The organism is Candidatus Tumulicola sp. (assembly GCA_036490475.1).
GTDB lineage: Bacteria > Vulcanimicrobiota > Vulcanimicrobiia > Vulcanimicrobiales > Vulcanimicrobiaceae > Tumulicola.
The window spans coordinates 660,861-679,678 of the sequence record DASXDT010000005.1; the positions used below are offsets into that span (position 1 = coordinate 660,861).

The window sequence follows — 18,818 nt, forward strand, 5'->3', positions numbered from 1 at the left end:
CAGGTGGGGTTACTTCGGCTTGGTCATCTCACGCGGAACGACGATCGCGTCGTACTGCTTCTCGTCGACGTGACCGAGCGATAGCGCCGCTTCCTTGAGCGTCGTGCCATGGTGATGGGCGTGCTTGGCGATCGCGGCCGCGTTATCGTATCCGATGTGCGGCGACAGCGCGGTGACGACCATCAGCGATTGATCGAGATACTTCTTGATCTGCTCTTCGTTGGCTTCCAGCCCGTCGACCGCATGTTCGCGGAACATCGTGCACGCATCGCGCAGCAGCGTGGTCGAGTGTAGGAAGTTGTAGATCATGACCGGATTGAACACGTTGAGCTCGAAGTTGCCCTGCGAAGCTCCGAACGAGATGGCGGTGTCGTTGCCGTAGACCTGGACGCACACCATCGTCATCGCTTCGGACTGCGTCGGATTGACTTTACCCGGCATGATCGAGCTACCCGGCTCGTTCTCCGGCAGAACCAACTCGCCGATACCGGCGCGCGGGCCGGATGCCAGCCAGCGAATGTCGTTGGCGATTTTCATCAGCGCGGCGGCCAGCGTCTTGAGCGCGCCGGACGCGAATACGAAATCGTCGTGCGACGCGAGCGCCGCAAACTTATTCGGATGCGAGCGAAACGGCAGGCCGGTCAGGTCGGCTAACGTTGTAGCCGTGCGCTCGCCGAACTCTGGGTGCGCGTTGAGGCCGGTGCCGACGGCGGTGCCGCCGATGGCGAGATCGTAGAGCTGCTCGAGCGCGAGTTTGCAAGCGTGCATCGCGCGATCGAGTTGGTTGACGTAGCCCGAGAACTCTTGCTCGAGCGTCAACGGCGTCGCATCTTGTAAGTGCGTTCTTCCGACCTTGACGATATGCGACCAACTCTTGGCTTTTTTATCGAGTGCATCGCGTAACTGCTCCACGGCCGGCAGCATTCCGGTCATCGCCTCGGCGGCGGCCACGTGCATGGCGGTCGGGAACGTGTCGTTGGAGGACTGCGACATGTTCACGTGGTCGTTCGGATGGATCGGTTTCTTCGATCCCATTTCGCCGCCGGCCAACTCGATGGCGCGGTTCGAAATGACTTCGTTCACGTTCATGTTCGTTTGCGTGCCCGAACCGGTTTGCCACACGCGCAGCGGGAAATGCCGGTCGAGTTTGCCGTCGACGACTTCGTCGGCTGCGCGCACGATCAGATCGGCCTTTTCGGCGTCGAGCTTACCGAGATCGCGGTTGACCATCGCGGCGGCCTTCTTGAGGCGTGCCATAGCGACGATCACCGGCTTGGGCATGACGTCGCGCGGCCAAACGCCGTCGCCGATGTCGAAATGAATTAACGAGCGCGCCGATTGCGCGCCGTAGTAGACGTCGGAGGGAACGTCGATCTTGCCCATCGAGTCGGTCTCGACGCGCGTGGTCCCCTTGGCGGAAGCGTTGGTGATAGTCATTGCCGCTTATCTTCGCTCGCCGCGGCCTTTTCGCGCCTGGACCTAGGTCGCACAGGCTCAAGGGAGCGACGTTCGGCCCGGCGCAGAAGCGACAAATGACGATGCAACCGGCCGTTCGGCGTGCGACCTTTGCCGACAGCGAATCGCTGGCGCCCGTTTTCGACGCGTACCGGACGTTCTTCACCGGCGCCTCCGATCCGGACGGTTCCCGCGCGTTTTTGAGCGACCGCCTCCAACGCGAAGAGTCGGTCGTGTTCGGAGCGTTCGACGGCGAGCGCACCGCCGGTTTCTTGCAGTTGTATCCGCTCTTTTCGTCGTGGTACGCGAAGCGCCAGTGGTTCCTCAGCGACCTGTTCGTCGATCCGGAGTACCAACGCCGCGGAATCGCGCGCAGGTTGCTCGATGCGAGTACGCAGTTCGCGCGCGAAACGCAGTCGCGCTCGGTTCTCGTGGAACTGCCGTTTTCCGAACCGCACTTGATAAAGCTGTACGAAGCGGCCGGCTACGGCCGCGATACGGTGTTCGCGCTCTACCGTTTGACGCTCGCCGGGGCTTAGCCGCGCCGCGCGGCCGTCAAACCCGAAACGGTGTCGCCGACGACGCGCGTTTCGACGATCTCGTACATCGTCAACGGAAACTTTGGATCGAAGCGATGTTTGTTACAGCGCGGGCAGCTCGACGGCTTTCCCGGGCGCTTCTTACGCAAGATTTCGAACGAGCAGTGTTCGCACCGCAAAATGTAGCGCTTGGACGATTCGTTGAGCGGCCGCACGTTGCCGAGATCGTGATAGATCGACGTCATCCCGCAGTCGCGCAGTTTCTTGCGAAAGCGCGGCGTGTGCCCGGTCTCGCGATAGCGGTCGTAGCACCATGCGTGCACCATCTCGTGCGTCAGCGTTTCTTCCAGCGCTTCGGGATATTTGCGAAAGTGCTTGGGCGATAGCTCGATCAACATCGGACGCACCCCGTAGGTTATGCGACCGGCCGAGTTGGAGAAACGTTCGTTATAACGGATCCGGCAGTCGGGAACTTCGCCGTGAAAAAACTGGTAGTTCAGACGGGCGAAGAGCAGTTGCAGATCGGATTCGGCGGGCAAGAGTGGCATAATGTCGATTCGGAAGGCGTCTTCGGCGTGCGTTCGAACGAGTCTTTCGTGTCGCGCACGACGTCCGGATTGCCGTTGAAAATCTACCTGCCGATCGTCGTCGTGCTTGGGGCGGCGTTTCTCGCGCTTATGGCCTATTTAGTCGCGGACGGGTTCGGCGTTACCGGCTCGGTATTCGGCTCGACCGCGAAAACCGGCGCGCCGGCGACGTCGCAGGGTACCCAAAACGCCGTCGAAGGCGGACCGCCCCCGGCCGTCATGGCGCAACTATCGTCGCTACGAGCGCGCATCGCGTCGCACCCGAACGACGACGTTGCGCTGACGCAGCTCGGCGATATGTACCTGGCTGCAAATAAGTTTTCGGACGCGATTCCGTTCTATCGGCGAGCGCTCAAGGCCAACCCGCACAATGTCGCGGCGCAAACGGGCTTGGAACAAGCGCAAGATGCTTTGAACGGATCCTCGAGGTAATCGCGCAGAGGCGGGTAGAACCAGGCTTACAACCTTGCAAGAACGACGAAAACCGCTACGATGCTTACGACTGGAGCGGCGCAGCAACCAATAACGGCGCCCGATGCTAATGGCATCAGATTTTCGATTTGTGAAGTCAGGGCGACTGGGACGGCAAGCCCTACGAGAAGCGAGCACAGTATGAGACCGATCATTACCCACAACATGACTGTGGGATTATACGACGTTCCCAATAGGTGCAGACCCAGAAAAAATCCAGCAGTAAGCAGACAAGTCGCGACGGCGAGGCCAATGGTCGCGCCGAACCAAAATCGCGGAGAAGACAGGGGCATCGTTAACGAACTACGCGGGTTGCGCCGCCCCCAATGCGACGGCGATTTCCACCACGTCGTCTTCGTTCAACGACAGGCCGCGCATCGTTCGCTCGTGCTCTTCGATAGCGCGCTCGCTGCGGTTGGACGCCGCGCGTTCTTCGCGCAAGCGTTTGACTTCGTCGGTCACTCGGTGAGCCAGTTCCGGCGACGGCTCGACGCCGGCCGCCTTGAGACGCGCTCCGTGCTTGCGCAAGGTCTCCTCGACCAGAGCGACGCCCGAATGCTTGCCAAAAATAAAGCTGGTGTGCGCGCCGACGACCTCAGCCGGCACGGCTTCGTACATGCGGTGGTCGATCAAAATGGCGTGAGTGTGAATGCCCGACTCGTGCGCGAACACTTGCGTTCCAACGATCGGCTCGTGAGGTTGCATCGGAATGCCGCTCATGCGTTCCATGAAACGCGACAGCTCGCGCAGTTTGGAGTATTGAAAGCCCGGAATCTCGATGCCGTACAGCACGCGCAACGCGACGACGTATTCGTGCAGCTTCACGTTGCCGGCGCGCTCGCCATAACCGTTTGCCGTCAGCGAAACGACCTTGAACCCGCACGAGGTCGCCTCGATAGCGTTGGCGGTTCCTAAACCGTAGTCGTTGTGCAAATGCGCGACGAGCGGTAATCCGTCCGGCAATCCGGCGACGATCCGCGAGCAATACCAGCGCGTCGCCTGCGGTGTTAGCGTACCGACCGTATCCGGCCAGGCCGGGCGAGTTCCGCCCGCTTCCAGGCCGGCTTTGAAATAGCGGATGAAATAGTCGACGTCGCCGCGGCTGCCATCTTCGGCGCCGAACTCTATGCGCTCGACACCGCGACTGCGAGCGTGCGCGATGGCATCGCACTGCAAACGAATGTTGGCTTCGCGATAGAAATCGAGCGGCCGGTCGAGCCATTCGCTCTCGTCGTGTCCCTCGAAGCGCAGTAGCGTCTTACCAATTTTGTACTTGAGATGCAGATCGCTTCCGCTGGTAAAAATGAAGAACGTTACTTCGCGCGGGTCGACGTTGACCGCGCGCAGCGTCTCGACCGTGACGTCGATGTCGTGACGGTTGCTGCGGCACATGACGACGATCTCGACGTCGCCGAGTTCGCCCTTGCGTTTGGCATCCATGACCAGCTGTAGGGTGCGGCGATCGCCTTCAGACGCCGCCGGAAATCCGACGCTCATGATGTGAACGCCCATCGCGGCGATGGTTTTCGCGATTTCGAGTTTCTGCGACGGAGTATAGCAGACGCCCGGCATTTGCTCGCCGTCGCGCAGCGTTTCGTCGTACAGACGGATCGATGCCGGATCGGGGAACGGCACCTCGCGCGTAAACTCTAAGGGATCGCGGATCAGCCGCTCGATCGGTTCGCGAAGTTCCATCTTTGGTGGTTCTACGACGGCTTGCCGGGCTCTTCGCGCTCGACGCGCAGCTCGGCGATATCGCGCGGGAAGATCAGGTCGAGCGTCCAGTCGAACGCCACGCGAACCTGCCGGTCGAGGCCGGGCAACCGTAGCAAGTAATACGACCGCCATAGGAACCACGCTAAAAAGCCGGTGATCACCCGGTCGCCGGGAAGCTGCGCGACCGCCTTGCGGCCGCCAAGCGCTGCCATCATGCCGAGCGAATGGTATTTGAACGGCAACGTCGGCTGGTTACGTATGACGCGCACGATGTTTGAGGCCAGATGCGGCCCTTCTCGAATCGCGTGCTGCGCCGTCATCGGATACGGTTTGCCCGTCTCATCGGGAATCGACGCGCAGTCGCCCAGCGCCCACACGGACGGATCCGAAACCGAACGCATATCCGCACCGGTGACGATCGCGCCTCGTTTCGTTTTCTCGAGCGGAAGGCCGGCCGCCATCGGCGACGGCGCGACACCGGCGCTCCATACGATCGTCGCACTGTCGATGCGTCTTCCGCTCTGCAACGTCAAGCCGTTTTCGTCGGCCGAGGCAACGCCGTCGCCGGTCATCACTTCAATGCCGCGGCGTTTCAAAACACGCTCGGCGTAGACGCCCATCTTTGCCGGCAATCCGGCGAGCAGTGTCGCACCTGCTTCGACCAAAACCATGCGAACGTCGTCGAGCCGGATGTTGCGATAGAAACGAACGACGCTGCGAAAGAGCTCGTACATTTCGCCGGCCGCTTCCACACCGGTAAAGCCGCCGCCAACGACCACGAGCGTCAACAGTTCTCGCCGTCGCCGGACGTCGTCGGTCGTATCGGCGAGTTCGAGCAGCCACACCAGCCGATTGCGCAGCGCGTCGGCATCGTGCAGCGTTTTCAGCGCCCACACGTTTTTTTCAACGCCCGGCAATCCGAAGGTCGACGTCGACGAGCCCATCGCCAGCACGACGTAGTCGTACGGCAACGTGCGGCGCCGTCCGGTGAGCACGTGACGGTATTCCAGCGACCGACTCGCGACATCGATGCGTTCGACGTCGCTCAAAATGAAGTTGCTGCGTCGTAGCTGCGTGCGAATCGGGGTAACGACGTGCCGCACTTCGAGCTCGCCGGACGTGACTTCGGGCAGCATGGGTGTGAAAAGCGTATAATTATCGCGGCTCAGCACGACGATGTCGGCTTCGCCGGGGCGCAGGTGGCGTTCGAGTTGCGCAGCGACGGCGATTCCACCGAATCCGCCGCCGACGATGGCGATAACAGGCACGAGGCACCTTGGCGGTTGAAGGGAGCGCCGTGGATTACCTTCCGCACGACGGCGACGAGAACACGCCGCCTCCCGCTCCCCAGCCGCAACGCTCGCGTGGATGGATCGGAACCGCCGGCGCGGCCGCGCTCGCGTTTCTGCTCAAGTTCAAACTATTGCTGTTCGTGGGTATCAAAGTGCTGGCGCCGCTGTGGACGTTCGCGCTGTCGCTCTGGCTCTACGTCGTTATCTTCGGATGGCGGCTCGCGGTCGTCGTGATGCTCGTGCTGCTCGCGCACGAGCTCGGACACTACTTCGCGTTTCGCGCCTACGGATTGCCGGTTCGTCTTCCGTCCTTCGTTCCGTTGCTCGGTGCATTTACGGCCGGCACGGCCGCCGCAAACCTAGAAGACGACGCCTACATCTCGCTCGCCGGCCCGGTAACCGGTTTGGGGTTATCGGTAGCGTGCGTGCTGCTGGCGCAAGCGTACGATGCCCGCTTCTGGTATGCGTGCGCCGACGTCGCGGCGTTTTTAAATCTCTTCAATATGATTCCCACGCCGCCGTTCGACGGCGGACGGATCGTCGGCGCGGTGTGGCCGCCGTTATGGATCGGCGGATTCGCACTGTTTATCGCCGGCGCATTCCTTTGGCACTTTCCGGTGTTTTTAGTGATCATCATCGGCGTACTCGGCCTGCCGTCGATCGTTTCGACGTTGCGCGGCCACCCCGACCCGCGCGCCGCCACGATGACCCTCGCCGCCCGCGTACGCGTCGGAGTTTGGTATCTCGGAACGACGTTGGGGTTATTCGCGCTGGTCGGCTACGCGCACGCTGCGGCGACCGGCGCAACCGCGCCCGGGTGGTAGGACGCCGGGGCCTTCTTCTCGCCGTCGCGCTGCTGTGTTACATTGCGGCGGTAGCAGCGGTGCGTCCGCATTCGACGCCCGGACCCTTCGTTCGTGATTTCGAAGCGTATTGGAGTGCGGGACGCGTAGCCGACGCCGGAAACCATGCGTATAGCCGCGACGTGTGGCGAGCCGAACGTACGGTACCGGGCGTCGACCGCTCGCGAGACGAGGTGCTGCCGTTCGTCGGGCCGCCGTACGGCTTGTGGATCTGGCGTATCTTCGGACGATTCGAGTATCCGGCGGCCGCGCACGTTTGGTGGGCGATGCTTGCGATCGCCATTGCCGGGCTAGCCGTCTCCGCATTGATCGGATCCGGGTTGACGCCGCGCGCACCGCCGGCGATCGCCGCGATACTCTTTGCGTTTTCGTTCGGTCCAATAACCAGCGGGCTCGCGCTCGGACAAGTCACCGCGATCGCGATGTTGGGAGCGTGCTGCGCTGCGCTGTGGGCGGATGGCGGTATCGCACGAACGACCGTCGCCACGCTGTTCGCCGCGTTACAACCCAATATTGCGGTTGGAACGCTCGCACTGGTACGGCGGCCGGTGACGGCGATCGCGATCGCCGGCGCGACGATCGTTGCCTATCTGCTCGGTGCCGCGTCGGCCGGTTGGTCGTGGCCGTTTCCGTACTTCTATCTCTTAGCAGCGCATGCAGGTGCAGAACGGTTTGCGACGATTCAATTCGCGCCGTCGGCGATTCTCTACGGCGCCGGAATAGCACCGCCGGTCGCGATTGCCGGCGGAGTTGTCGTAACCGCGGTCGCGTTGGTGTTCGCCGTCGTCGCATTCTTGAGAATCCGCGATACGTATGCACGCTTCGCATGCTTGGCGGCAGTAATTCCATTCGTTGTAGGTTTCGCGCACGAACACGATCTGATCGTGGCGTTTCCGGCGGCACTGCTGACGGCGGCGCGATCCCGCGGAACGACGCGTGCCGTCGCCGCGTTCGCGACGTTGTTGGTGGCCGTGGATTGGCTGGGGATGGCGCAACGGCCGACCGGCGTGCTGCAGAGCGCGCTGTTAGCCATTGCGACCGGTTGTCTCTTCGCTGCGTTCGGGCCGAAGAACATCTCCGAACTCGTTGCTGCGCCGGTCTTCTGCGCGCTGTTTACGGCGGCTGCGTGGCTCGCGATCCAGCATCCAATTGCAGTATGGCCAGATGCGCTGGGCACGTTTCACGCGACCGGCTCGAGCGCAGCCGCGGTCTGGCACGCCGAACTCGAACGTAACGGATTATTTTCCGTCAATCCGGCGGCCGCGTTGCTGCGCGCGTTTTCGCTGGCTGGATGCGCGTTGTTGGCGGCCGCCGTCTACCGAGAGGCTCTAGTTGTCGACGTCCATCATGTTGTCGAACGGCGTCCACGCGTTGGGCTTGAATCCGGTTAAGCCTTTGCTATACGTAAATCCCACCTGTGGATTCGACAGGACGATGGTGGGAGCGTTTTCGACGATCAGTTTGATTTCTTTATCCAGCAGCGCCTTCTGCTGGTTTTCATCGTACGTTGCCTTAGCTGCTTCCAGCATCGTATCGAGTTGCTTGTTGCAGAAATGCGTGACGTTCTGTCCGTTGGGCGGGATCTGATTGCATTCCCAGTTGTTCGAAATATCGACGCCCGGGGTCGATTGCCACGAGAAGAACGTCATGTCCCACTTGCCGCCGTAGACGATCCCATGATCCTGAAATGGCGCGAAAAACGTCGCCGGCGCGAACTGCTTCGTTTGAATGTCGATGCCGACTTCTTTCAGCCACTGGCGAACGTTTTCGACGATACTGTCCGCCGACGGCGAGCCGGTAAAGTACGGGAAGAAGAGCGATAACTTCTGCCCGTTCTTCACGCGAATCCCGCCCGGCCCCACTTTCCAGCCGGCTTGATCGAGTAGCGCTCGAGCTTTATCCGGATCGAACGGGACCAACGCGATGTCCTTGGGTGCCAGGGGATTCACCGACGGCACGACGCTTTCGGATGCGACGCCATAACCGTGCGCGATCTTCTTGATCAATTCCGGACGATTGATCGCGAACCGAATCGCCTGGCGAACGCGCACGTCGCTTACCAGCGGACGGGTCACGTTGAAATCGATATGGTTATACAGCGGGCTCGTTTCCAGGTCGGTTTGCAACGCAGAGATCGCCTTCATTTGATCGATGTACGAAGACGGCACGTTGGGCCATAGGTTGACTTCGCCGGTTTGCATCTGCGTCGCCAGGGTCGGGATCGACGCGACGAGTCGATACGTGATGTGTTTGAGCTTCGGCTCGCCACGGAAATAGTACGGATTTGCTTCGAGCTCGACGTTATCGCCACGATGCCATGCAACCACCCGGAACGGCCCGATACCGACCGGCTTCGAGTTGTACGGAACCTGGTTGATGGTGGCGTATTGTGCCAGCAAGTGCTTGGGCAAAATGTCCGGATTGGCACCGGCGCTGCCAAAGAACGTCGGTAGAAATGGGGAGTACGGCCTGCTGAGATGATAGACGACGGTAAACTTATCCGGCTCGTCGATCTTTTGAATTAGATTCCAGCCGTCGCGACCGACCTCGTTGTTGTTGGGATTCAACACCACTTTGGTCGTAAAAACCACGTCGTCGCCGTCGAAGGGAGCGCCGTCCGACCACTTCACATTCTTGCGGATGTGCCACGTGATTGTCTTGCCGTCTTTGCTGATCCCGCCATTTGCCAGCGAGGGAACTTGCGTGGCCAGCTCGGGATACGGATTGTTGTCGACGTCGTATTTCACGAGATACGCTTGCGAAAGCTCGGAGATATATCCGAGCGTCAGTTCGGTAAAGAGATGCGGATTGAGGCTCGTGATATCGCCCGATCCGTCGGCCAGGGTCAGCGAATGCGTCTTTACAGCGCCGCTCTCTCCGGCCTTCGAACAAGAACATAGCAACGCCGCGGCGACGAGGACTGCCAGCGGGCGCAAGTCACTAGGTTTGAGGTGGGTCAAGGTCGAGGCTCCTTGTTTACTCCAAGCAACAACGGGTTAGATCGAATATGCCCAGGGATTCCAGAATGCCGAAATCACCGGCGAAGGGTCGAATCCTTTGAAGTCGGTGTTATAGACGTACGGAACGCGCGAAAAGCTGATGATGATGGTCGGAACGTCGATCAGTAACTGCTGCTGAACGATCGTGTAATCGCGCTTGCGTCGCGTCTGATCGACCGTCTTGAGCGCATCGGCCATCGCGTCGCTGGCCTTGCGGTTCGCCCAGAACATCGCGTTTTGCCCGCGCGGCGCGAAGTTATCTTCCGAATAGATTGCATTGTCGTCGGGATCGGCCGCACCAGCCCACGAAAATAGGGCTACGTCGTAGTGTCCGCCTTCTAACGTGCCGCTGGGGGAGTTATCGAAAAACTGGCTGCTCGGATAATTCTTCACGTCCGCTTGAACGCCGACGTCGTGCCATTGGTGCTGCACGACGGTTTGCAGTGCCTTGCCGTAGTTCGACTCGTTCTGGGTGCTCAACTCGAACTCCAGCCGTTGGCCGTTTTTGACGCGGATGCCGTCCGGACCGACTTTCCAACCGGCTGCATCGAGAATCTGCCGGGCTTTATCCGGATCGAACAAGTGGTGCTCGATGTTGTTCGTGTACGCCCACGAAAGTTTGGGGCTCTGGTCGGTTTCGGCAGCAATAGCAGAGCCGTGCAGGATCTTATCGATGATTTCGTTGCGATTGGTCGCGTACGCCAGCGCTAGGCGAACGCTGTGGTCGTTGATGACCGGATGTTTCAGATTGAAGTCGATGTGCGCGAAGAGAAACGAATCGACGCGAATCGCCGTCAATCCATTATTGGGGTCGGCAGCCAAGGCTTCGTATTGCGGCCACTTCATCGCGGAACCGGTCCCCAGCATATCCAGTTCGTGCGTTTGCAGTTCCGTTTCTTCGGTATTCTCGTCCGAGAGAATCTTGTACACGACGGTCGTCAGTTTCGGCTTGCCGAGATAGAAGTCGGGGTTCGCGACCATTCGCACTTCTTGCCCGCGAATCCACGACGTTACTTTAAAGGGGCCGCTGCCGATCGGCAGTGAGTTGTAGGGCGCGGTGTTGAACGAGCCTTTGTCGTCGTTGTACTTCGCCAGGATATGCTCCGGCAGGATCGGCGCGTTGCCGTTGACGCTCCACAACTGCTGCAAGAACGGCGCATATAAACGCTTCATATGAATGACGGCGACGTACGGATCGGTGCAATCGATCTTGGCGATATCTTTAAAACCATCGGTCGTCACGACGTTATTCTTCGGGTTCATCACGACTTGCCGGGTAAACTCGAGATCCCGGCACGTCAGCTGCTGTCCGTCCTGCCACTTAATATTATGACGTAATTTATACTTCAGCGTTAGACCGTCGCGGCTCACGTCGCCGTTGGCAACCGTGGGGATTTCGCTCAGGGCATCCGGTATAGGCCGGGATTTCGAGTCGTAGCGAACGGTCCACGAATAGATGAACATCGCCAACGTGAGCGTCGGCGAACCCGCGTCGAGTACCGGGTTGAGACCCTTCGGATCGGTTCCCTCCGAGAAGCGGAACACGCCCGGTTGCGTCCATGGGTGACGGCCGGTATCGCCGGCAGCGCCGCTGCTTACCTTGCTGCAGCCTGCCGCGGATGCCACGAACGCCAATAACAGCGCCGCCCAAGCAGCTTTACGAATCATCCAGCCCTCCTTCGTTGGAGGGCTACGTTATGCCGATTGCCTGGGCGCCCCTGTGCCGCGCGATGCGACGCTAGAGTTGCAGGTCGGTCGTGCCGGTCGCGTACAGATAGTTCTGTTGCGCGTTTTGAACGCCGTAAATCGCTTGAATGTTATCGGCTTGCGCGGTCGCGAGGTTGGCTTCGGCGGTGACCACGTTGATGATCGTCGTGGCGCCGACTTTGTATTGCGCTTGCGTGGCGTCCAGCGAAACGCGCGCGGCATTGAGCTCCGAATTCGTCTGGACCAGCAGTGCGCGAGCCGAGATCAGGTTCGCCAATGCCGAGCGCACGTCGGATTCGACCTGCAGGCGCGTTTGATTGTAGTTCGCGTTGGCCGTATCGAGCGTGGCCGCGGCTAACGCTACGTTGTAGTTCGTTACGCCTTGGTCGTAGATCGGCACCGTCAGCGTCAAACCGATCGCCTTGTCGTTGGAAAACGCGTTCGTGTTGTAGGCATTCGTGTATGGCGAAGATAGCGTACGGGTGGCGCCGTAGCTGGCGGCACCGCTAAGAATCGGGAATCGCGCCAACTTTGCATAGCGCAAGTTCTCCTGATCAGAGGTTACCGTGTAGTTCGAGGACAGAAAATCGGGGCGCAATAAAAACGCGCGCTTGAGCGACAGCGCATACGTCGGATTCGATTGGTTCGCTTGCTGCGAAATCTGTTTCGGGACCGCTTCGGCGTCGGCATCTAAGCCGAGCGTCGTGTTAAAGGTGGATTGCGCGGCGATCGCCGAGCCCTGTGCGGTTACCAAGTTACCGCGCGATTGAGCCGTTTGAAACTGTGCGGCGGCTAAGTCTGACCGCGCGGCGGCGCCATTCTTGATCTGCGCTACCACCGCTGCTTCGTTGACTTCGAACTCTTTGACCAACTGAGCGTCGGCCACTACCGTCGCGTTGTCTTGCAGAACTGCGTAGTACGCGGTGGCGACGTTAAACGCGAGCGTTTGCAGATCGCGCAACAGCGTTGCCCGTCCGGCATAGTCTGCGTACTTAGCCGAGTGGATGTTGGCGATCGTGCGGCCACCATCGTAGATCAACTGTTGTAGGTTGATCGTGGCCGATTCCGACGTCGTTCGCCCGCTCGCGCTGGAACCGAGTCCACCGCTTCCGGTCGGCTGCACGGTCGGAATGGGGCTCGGGCCGATGCCACCCGGCACGTTGACCCCGAACCCCTGGGTGCTGTACTCGTTGCCGAGTTGGGCCGTTCCGCTGAGGCCCGGTAACAAGGCCTGTTTCGACGACGTATAGCGCGCATGAATGGCGGCCCATTGTGCGTTGGCCTGCGCGAAAACGGGCGAAAGAGCGACCGCAATCTTGACTGCCTGCTGCACGGTAACGACGGTCGGAATTCCGGCTTTCTGCGTGAGATGCGCGACGTCGGGTGCCGGCGTTCCATACGCCGGATAGGGCAACGGCGTTCCACCGTTCGTCGGCAACGGTACCGGCGAGGGCAAAGTGACGCCGCCGTCGCCCGCCGGGGTTTGCGCCAGACCCAAGACCGGAACTCCGGCAGCGATTAAGATCGCAGCCGAAACTGCGCGGGTCACGTTGGCCTTCTTCATTATCCTCATGCTTAGTGGGTTTTAGGCGCGCCGGCCGCGGGCGCCGCTTGCCCGTTGTTCACGGCCACGACGCTACCGTCTTTGAGTGCGTCCGGACGCGTCGTGATGACCTGCGTTCCAGCCGTGATCCGTGGGCTCATGACCTGCGCCAGCGTGTCGGTTTCGACGCCTACCCGCACCGGCACGGCGACGGCTTTGTTACCCTCGATCATGTACACGGTGCTGCCGCTCTGATCTTGTGCGACGGCGCTGCGCGGAACGACGATTGCATCGTTGGCCTGCTGTCTTACGAGCGTCGCGTCGATCAGCATGCCGCCGCGCAACACATCGCCGGGATTGCTCATCTGAAGGCGAGCTAAATACGACAGCGTTCCGGACGTAGGCACCGCATTGACGGTCTGGATGCGCTCCGTGAAGGTCTTGTCCGGAAGCGACGAAGTTTTGAACCGCATGACCGTTCCAGGGCGCACGTACGCCAGATCTTCGTCCGGAACGTTTACGTTGATCCAGACGATGTCGGTGCGCGAGATTTGCAAAACGGGTTGCGACGGGCTTGCGTACGCGCCCGGATCGAGCAGGCGGTTGGAAATCACGCCCTCGAACGGCGCGTACACGGTCGTCTGCGAAAGCTGCGTGCTCAAGACGTTGGCTTGGGCCGAGGCGGCGACGGCCGACGCTTGCTGCGCTTTGACGTTCTCTGCGCTTACAACGTTATTACGCAATCCGACGACCGAGTTGTTATATGTCGATTGCGCTTGCACGTAGCTGGCCTCAGACTGCTGTAATGCGGTCTGCGAAACGTACCCTTGCTTATAGAGTTGTTTATTTTGCTCGTAGACCAGTTTTGCGTTCTCGAGCGAGGCTTTGGCGGTGACGACCGCAGCGTTATTGGTCTGCGTCTGCACCGGCAGGCCGACCGCGGCACCTTTTGCGGACGCATCCTGCTGCGATGCTTGTGCCTGCGCTTGCGACAGCTGCGCTTGTAGCGTCGAAGGATCGATTTGTGCCAGCAACGCGCCCTTATGAACGACGTCGCCGATATTGACTGTTACCTTGACGACCGTTCCGCTCTGTTGAAAGGCGAGCGTCGACTGTTCGAACGGAGCGATCTGTCCGTCGAGGGTGATGTACGTCGCAATATTTTGACGCGTCGCCGCAGCGGCGTCGACGCTAAGCGGCGGCGCTTGCATCGCGCCTCCGCCTTTTCCGCAGCCGCTCAGCACCAGCGTGGCGGCGAGCACGGCAATTCCCAGCCGTTGATAGTGCATGTCTCTCCTAGTTAGGTTTGGGTCCACAAGCCGGTTTCTCGTACATATACGGCGGCCGCAGACATTTGATTCATAGCTTGCGGCGTGAACCCTTGGCAAGCGGGCCGTGCAGCATGACCTTACGCACTTCGAGGCGTACTCTCCGACCGCATGACCGCGAAACTCGACGTCGGCCGCGCGTACAGTCTGCAGAATCGCGTCGACGAATGGATGACGGCCGAGAAGACCGGCAATCCCGGTGTCGACGTGCTCGCCACGTCGGTGCTCGTGCAACTCGTCGAAAGCGCTGCGGTTGCCTGCATCGAGCCGGTGCTCGATCCGGGCCAGATCACGTTGGGGACCCATATCGACCTCGAACACCACAAACCGGTGCCGGTTGGTTTCATCATCCGCACCGAGGTCGAGGTCGTTATGGTGGATGGGCCGCGCGTCAGCTTTGCCGTTTCGGTCTTCGACGAGCAAGAAGCCGTCGCCGAGGGCACCCACGAGCGCTATATCATGGATCGCTCGAAGTTCCGCGCCAAGCTCGAGGAAAAGCTGGCATAGTCCCGCGGCCGGGCGCCCAAGAATCGCGGGCTCGCGCTGAAGGGGTAGCAATCGGTCGTCCCCGAAAGAGAGGCTGAATTGTGCCGTTTCCCGGCCTCTCGGGATTCGCCGCAACGTCACGTCTCACAACTAGCTAGTTAGGAGGACACCTTGAAGCGACTGAGCACCGGAGTCCTAGCCGTGCTGATGGCAGCCGGTCTCGGACTCAATGCGGTCGCAGCCCAGTCTCCAGCATCGCATGGCAACATTGGAACCAACGCGATCGCTCAAGACCAGGGCTCGGCCCCGGGAGCTCCGCCGGCGAATTTTGGATCCCCGCCGTCGGGACAAATCCCGATTCTGTTCAACGACCATCACGTCTATACCAAGCCCGACGTCCTCAAGCAGGGTCGTGTGTTGGCCGCGCTCGTGCGCGGTGGAACGCTCCTGATCCCGCTTCGTTCGATGTTCGAGCAAATGGGTGCTACGGTGTCGTACGACGCCGCCAGCAAGACGACGACGGTAAGCAAGTCCGGCGCCGAGGTGAAGGTCACCGTCGGTAAGCCGGAGGTAGTGATCAATGGCGAATCGCGTCCCTTGGACGTTCCGCCGATCATCTATCAGGGCAACGTTCTCGTTCCCGTTCGCGTCATCTCGGAAGGGATGGGTGCCTACGTCCAATGGCTTCCGGACCGCCACATTGTGGTCGTTCGTTACGTCGTTGCGACGCCGCCGCCGCCCCCGCCGACCGAAGCTCCGCCGCCCCCGCCGACGCCCACGCCTACACCCTTGGTGAAGCCGTATAAGGACATCTACGCGGCCGGCGACTACATCATCTCGCCGAAGGTCTACAACGAATTCAGCCCGGGAACCACCGCCTGCAACTCGTGCGCCGGCTTCTCGTTCCGCCTGCATGGCGCGGTTGAGTTCGACCTCGGCAACCTCCCCTGGATGGTCGAAGGCGACTATCGTCAATACAACTACCAGCATCCCAGTGGAAACGTCACCGCGATCGGTGGTCAATTCCAGACCTTCGTTCCGTCCTTCAACGTGCGCGACTACGATCTGGACGCGCGCTTTGGCCTTCGTATCCTCAAGCCCCGCATCTACATCGGCGTCGGTTACCTCTGGCGCTCGAATAATGCAGGCTATCCGGCGATTAACAACGTCGGTGGAGGCCTCGAAAAACTGCCCGACCTGGATCACCCGTTCTCGTGGTACGGCAGCGCTTACTACTACCCGAACGTGAAGGGCACGTGCGGTACGGGCGAATGCCCGGCCGGACCCTACACGCTATCGTATAACGTTCTGAAGTACGATATCGGCGTAGACTACTCGTTCCAAGGCATCCCGCTCTTCCTCGAAGGCGGCTACCTTGGAGACCGCGGCTACAACCTAGACGCGGCCCCGAGCGGCTTCTCCGAGGCCGGACCTTATGTCGGTATCGGCATAAAGTTCTAACTTCGAAGTTCCGAAACAGGAGAGCCCCGGCGATTGCCGGGGCTCTTTTTTTGTGGCGAACGGGCGGTGGAGACTACGCCGGCGGATGCGGCATCGGCGACGTGGCCGCTCGCGGCATTGGCGATGTGGCCGCGCTGGGCGCGGGTTCGGGCGACGGTGCCGGCGTCGAGTGGCGCCCCCTCGGCTCCGGTGTTTCGGTGGCCGACGGTTCCGGAGACGGCGAAGGCTTCACGCACGGCGGCGTTATGATTTGCACGATCGGCTGGCCGGGAGCGGGCGATGGCGTCGCCGTCGCATTTGGTGTCGCTTCGGGCATGACGCCTTTGGGCAACGGCGTCGGACAGAGCTGCGGTAGGACGAACCAATGTTCGACGAACCCGGTCGTAGCGGCCGTCTTTGCAGACTTCCCGAAGTACGTCGTCGGGTATTTTTGTATCAGCAATTGGTCGTAACGCCACGCCGTCTGCTGCGCCGATTGCGTATAGATTTTTCGAAATACGATGAGGCCGAGAAAATACGCACGGGCGAGCTGCGGGTCTCCCGGATACTTGGCGGCCCACTTTGCCAACGCTTCGTCGGCAAACTGCAACTTATTAATCAGTTTTTCATCCGTGCTGTACGCGCCCGCGCTGATCGCGGCGTCTCGGAACGTGTTGTCGATTCCGAGATAGCTGATCTTCATCCGGCCGAAATACTCGTCTCCCGGTGCCGAGCCATTGAACTGCTGGCACTGCAAATGCTGCCACTTGCTTTTGGTCGATCCGCAGGGATCCGCGCTTTGCGACGGCGCTGGTTTTGCAGATGCTGCGGCCTTCGCAGACGGCGACGGTTTCGCGGAGGGCGCCGGTGTGGGCGCTGCTACGGCGTTGCCGAAGGGTAAGGCGCTCGCTATCGCCAGCGCCGCCATGGGCGCCAGCACAATGCGTTTCACGTGCGAATGTTCTCCTTGGGAGCGGCCCGCCCGCTCCGACGTACGCGCATTGGGATTTTAACGTTTTCCGCTGATATGACGCGCGCCTTCCGCCACCGCGAAGGAACGTTCGCGCGGCATGCGCGAACCTGCGCGACGATGAGCCGCTCGATCCGCGTCGCGGCCGTACAACTTCGCGCGCACGCTCGTGCGGACTTCGCATCCTCGGTCGACGCGACCGTTGCGAGCGCGTCGGCGGCGGCCGAGCACGCCGACCTCGCCGTGCTGCCCGAGGGAACGTTTCCGGCATACGTGCTGGAGCGCGACGACGTGGACGACGTCGCGATTGCGCGTTCGCTCGCGCGCTTACAGGACGTGGCCGCGAAGAATCGCTGCGCGATCGTGGCCGGAGCGGCGATTCGTAGCGGTGGCAAGCTGCGCAACGCCGCGGTTGTCATCGACACCGACGGTTCCATCGCAGGACGAGCGGAGAAACTGTTCCTTTGGCACTTCGACCGGCATTGGTTCGAGGCCGGCGAACGCATCGCGCCGGTGCGGACGTCGATCGGCTCGATCGGCGCGATGATTTGCGCCGACGGGCGCATTCCGTGGATCGCTCGCGCGTTAGTCGACCGCGGGGCCGACATCATCGCCATGCCGACCGCATGGGTCACGAGTGGACGCGATCCCGCGCTACTCGAAAACGTGCAGGCCGATCTGCTCGCGCGGATTCGCGCGCGCGAAAACCGCGTGCCGTTCGCCGGCGCGAATAAGTGCGGCGTCGAACTCGGCGCGGTCGCCTATTGCGGAAAGAGTCAGATCGTCGATGCCGACGGAAACGTCGTTGCGATCGCGAGCCAACACGATCCTGAAATCGTCCGCGCGACCGTTACGATCGGCGCGTCGCCGGTTGCACCCCGCGATGCAGACGACATTCCAGTTCGCACCCTCGCGAACGTCGCTCCCTTCCGGGTCGCGATCGCGCTCGACACGCGAGCACTCGACATCGGTCGATTGCGCGGCTTTCTCGACGTCGACTGCGTGGTTACTGCGGACGGTGGAATAGCGGAGTTGGATGGCGCGATTCCGGCCGTTGCGATATCCGACGAACGCGCCTACGATCCGGTGGCGTTGCCGGCATATCGCCAGGCAGGCTATCGCGCCGCCGTATGGATCGCCACCGCTTCTTCGGAATGGACGGCGGCTTTCGCACGCGCGAGAGCACTCGAATTACGAATATACGTCGTGGTTTTCGATCGTTCGGCGGATCGTGCGTATGCCGTCGATCCGGATGGAGCGATCGTCGCCGGCACGTTCGGCGAATACCGGCTTGCGAGTTTTACGTTGGATCCGCGTAGGACGATGGAAACGACGGTCGCACCCGGAACCGACATCGCGGAAGGTCTCGCACGCGTCGGTACCATCGCCGGCAGGAAGGACATCGAGCCGGCAGTATGAGCG

Annotated in this window: 16 protein-coding genes; 7 read left to right on the top strand and 9 right to left on the bottom strand. The window is 61.1% G+C overall.

The features are described from left to right. Positions 1-9 precede the first annotated feature (9 nt). Positions 10-1,437 (bottom strand): class II fumarate hydratase, encoded by a 1,428-nt coding sequence (gene fumC / locus VGF98_06715; GenBank protein ID HEY1681306.1) that lies wholly within the window; start codon positions 1,435-1,437, stop codon positions 10-12. A gap of 95 nt (positions 1,438-1,532) precedes the next feature. Here fumC and VGF98_06720 point away from each other — a divergent pair, with 95 nt between their 5' ends. Continuing rightward, a complete protein-coding gene (locus VGF98_06720; GenBank protein HEY1681307.1) occupies positions 1,533-1,994 on the top strand; it encodes a GNAT family N-acetyltransferase in 462 nt (153 codons plus the stop codon). On the opposite strand, the gene VGF98_06725 is transcribed toward VGF98_06720, so the two are convergent. Further along, positions 1,991-2,542, bottom strand: coding sequence for a SprT-like domain-containing protein (locus VGF98_06725; protein ID HEY1681308.1), 552 nt, complete (start codon positions 2,540-2,542; stop codon positions 1,991-1,993). The genes VGF98_06720 and VGF98_06725 overlap by 4 nt on opposite strands. A 48-nt stretch (positions 2,543-2,590) precedes the next feature. On the opposite strand from VGF98_06725, the gene VGF98_06730 reads away from it, so the two are divergent. Then, positions 2,591-3,013, top strand: coding sequence for a tetratricopeptide repeat protein (locus tag VGF98_06730; GenBank protein HEY1681309.1), 423 nt, complete (start codon positions 2,591-2,593; stop codon positions 3,011-3,013). A 342-nt stretch (positions 3,014-3,355) separates the two neighbouring features. Here the strand turns inward: VGF98_06730 and VGF98_06735 are convergent, their stop codons facing one another. Next, a complete protein-coding gene (locus tag VGF98_06735) occupies positions 3,356-4,747 on the bottom strand; it encodes a hypothetical protein (GenBank protein ID HEY1681310.1) in 1,392 nt (463 codons plus the stop codon). Between the two features lie 11 nt (positions 4,748-4,758). After that, a complete protein-coding gene (locus tag VGF98_06740; GenBank protein HEY1681311.1) occupies positions 4,759-6,036 on the bottom strand; it encodes an NAD(P)/FAD-dependent oxidoreductase in 1,278 nt (425 codons plus the stop codon). 29 nt (positions 6,037-6,065) lie between these two features. Between VGF98_06740 and VGF98_06745 the strand changes: the two genes are divergently transcribed. Beyond that, the gene (locus VGF98_06745) at positions 6,066-6,884 is read left to right on the top strand and encodes a site-2 protease family protein (GenBank protein HEY1681312.1); all 819 of its coding nucleotides are present in this window, start codon (positions 6,066-6,068) and stop codon (positions 6,882-6,884) included. Further along, positions 6,878-8,314 (top strand): hypothetical protein, encoded by a 1,437-nt coding sequence (locus VGF98_06750; GenBank protein HEY1681313.1) that lies wholly within the window; start codon positions 6,878-6,880, stop codon positions 8,312-8,314. The genes VGF98_06745 and VGF98_06750 overlap by 7 nt, the downstream gene beginning before the upstream one ends. On the opposite strand, the gene VGF98_06755 is transcribed toward VGF98_06750, so the two are convergent. The 4 genes from VGF98_06755 to VGF98_06770 all read right to left on the bottom strand — a co-directional run bounded on the left by VGF98_06755 (position 8,252) and on the right by VGF98_06770 (position 14,461). Continuing rightward, positions 8,252-9,883 (bottom strand): peptide ABC transporter substrate-binding protein, encoded by a 1,632-nt coding sequence (locus VGF98_06755; protein HEY1681314.1) that lies wholly within the window; start codon positions 9,881-9,883, stop codon positions 8,252-8,254. The genes VGF98_06750 and VGF98_06755 overlap by 63 nt on opposite strands. A gap of 36 nt (positions 9,884-9,919) precedes the next feature. Further along, the gene (locus VGF98_06760) at positions 9,920-11,590 is read right to left on the bottom strand and encodes a peptide ABC transporter substrate-binding protein (GenBank protein HEY1681315.1); all 1,671 of its coding nucleotides are present in this window, start codon (positions 11,588-11,590) and stop codon (positions 9,920-9,922) included. A gap of 70 nt (positions 11,591-11,660) precedes the next feature. Next, the gene (locus tag VGF98_06765; protein HEY1681316.1) at positions 11,661-13,178 is read right to left on the bottom strand and encodes a TolC family protein; all 1,518 of its coding nucleotides are present in this window, start codon (positions 13,176-13,178) and stop codon (positions 11,661-11,663) included. A gap of 26 nt (positions 13,179-13,204) precedes the next feature. Then, entirely contained in the window at positions 13,205-14,461 is a 1,257-nt protein-coding gene (locus VGF98_06770) for an efflux RND transporter periplasmic adaptor subunit (GenBank protein ID HEY1681317.1), read from the bottom strand. Positions 14,462-14,611: 150 nt separating this feature from the next. Here VGF98_06770 and VGF98_06775 point away from each other — a divergent pair, with 150 nt between their 5' ends. Further along, a complete protein-coding gene (locus tag VGF98_06775; GenBank protein HEY1681318.1) occupies positions 14,612-15,007 on the top strand; it encodes a hotdog domain-containing protein in 396 nt (131 codons plus the stop codon). A gap of 150 nt (positions 15,008-15,157) precedes the next feature. Beyond that, a complete protein-coding gene (locus tag VGF98_06780; protein ID HEY1681319.1) occupies positions 15,158-16,447 on the top strand; it encodes a copper amine oxidase N-terminal domain-containing protein in 1,290 nt (429 codons plus the stop codon). 73 nt (positions 16,448-16,520) lie between these two features. Here the strand turns inward: VGF98_06780 and VGF98_06785 are convergent, their stop codons facing one another. Next, the gene (locus tag VGF98_06785) at positions 16,521-17,378 is read right to left on the bottom strand and encodes a hypothetical protein (GenBank protein HEY1681320.1); all 858 of its coding nucleotides are present in this window, start codon (positions 17,376-17,378) and stop codon (positions 16,521-16,523) included. Positions 17,379-17,516: 138 nt separating this feature from the next. Between VGF98_06785 and VGF98_06790 the strand changes: the two genes are divergently transcribed. Next, positions 17,517-18,815 (top strand): carbon-nitrogen hydrolase family protein, encoded by a 1,299-nt coding sequence (locus VGF98_06790; protein HEY1681321.1) that lies wholly within the window; start codon positions 17,517-17,519, stop codon positions 18,813-18,815. Positions 18,816-18,818 lie beyond the last annotated feature (3 nt).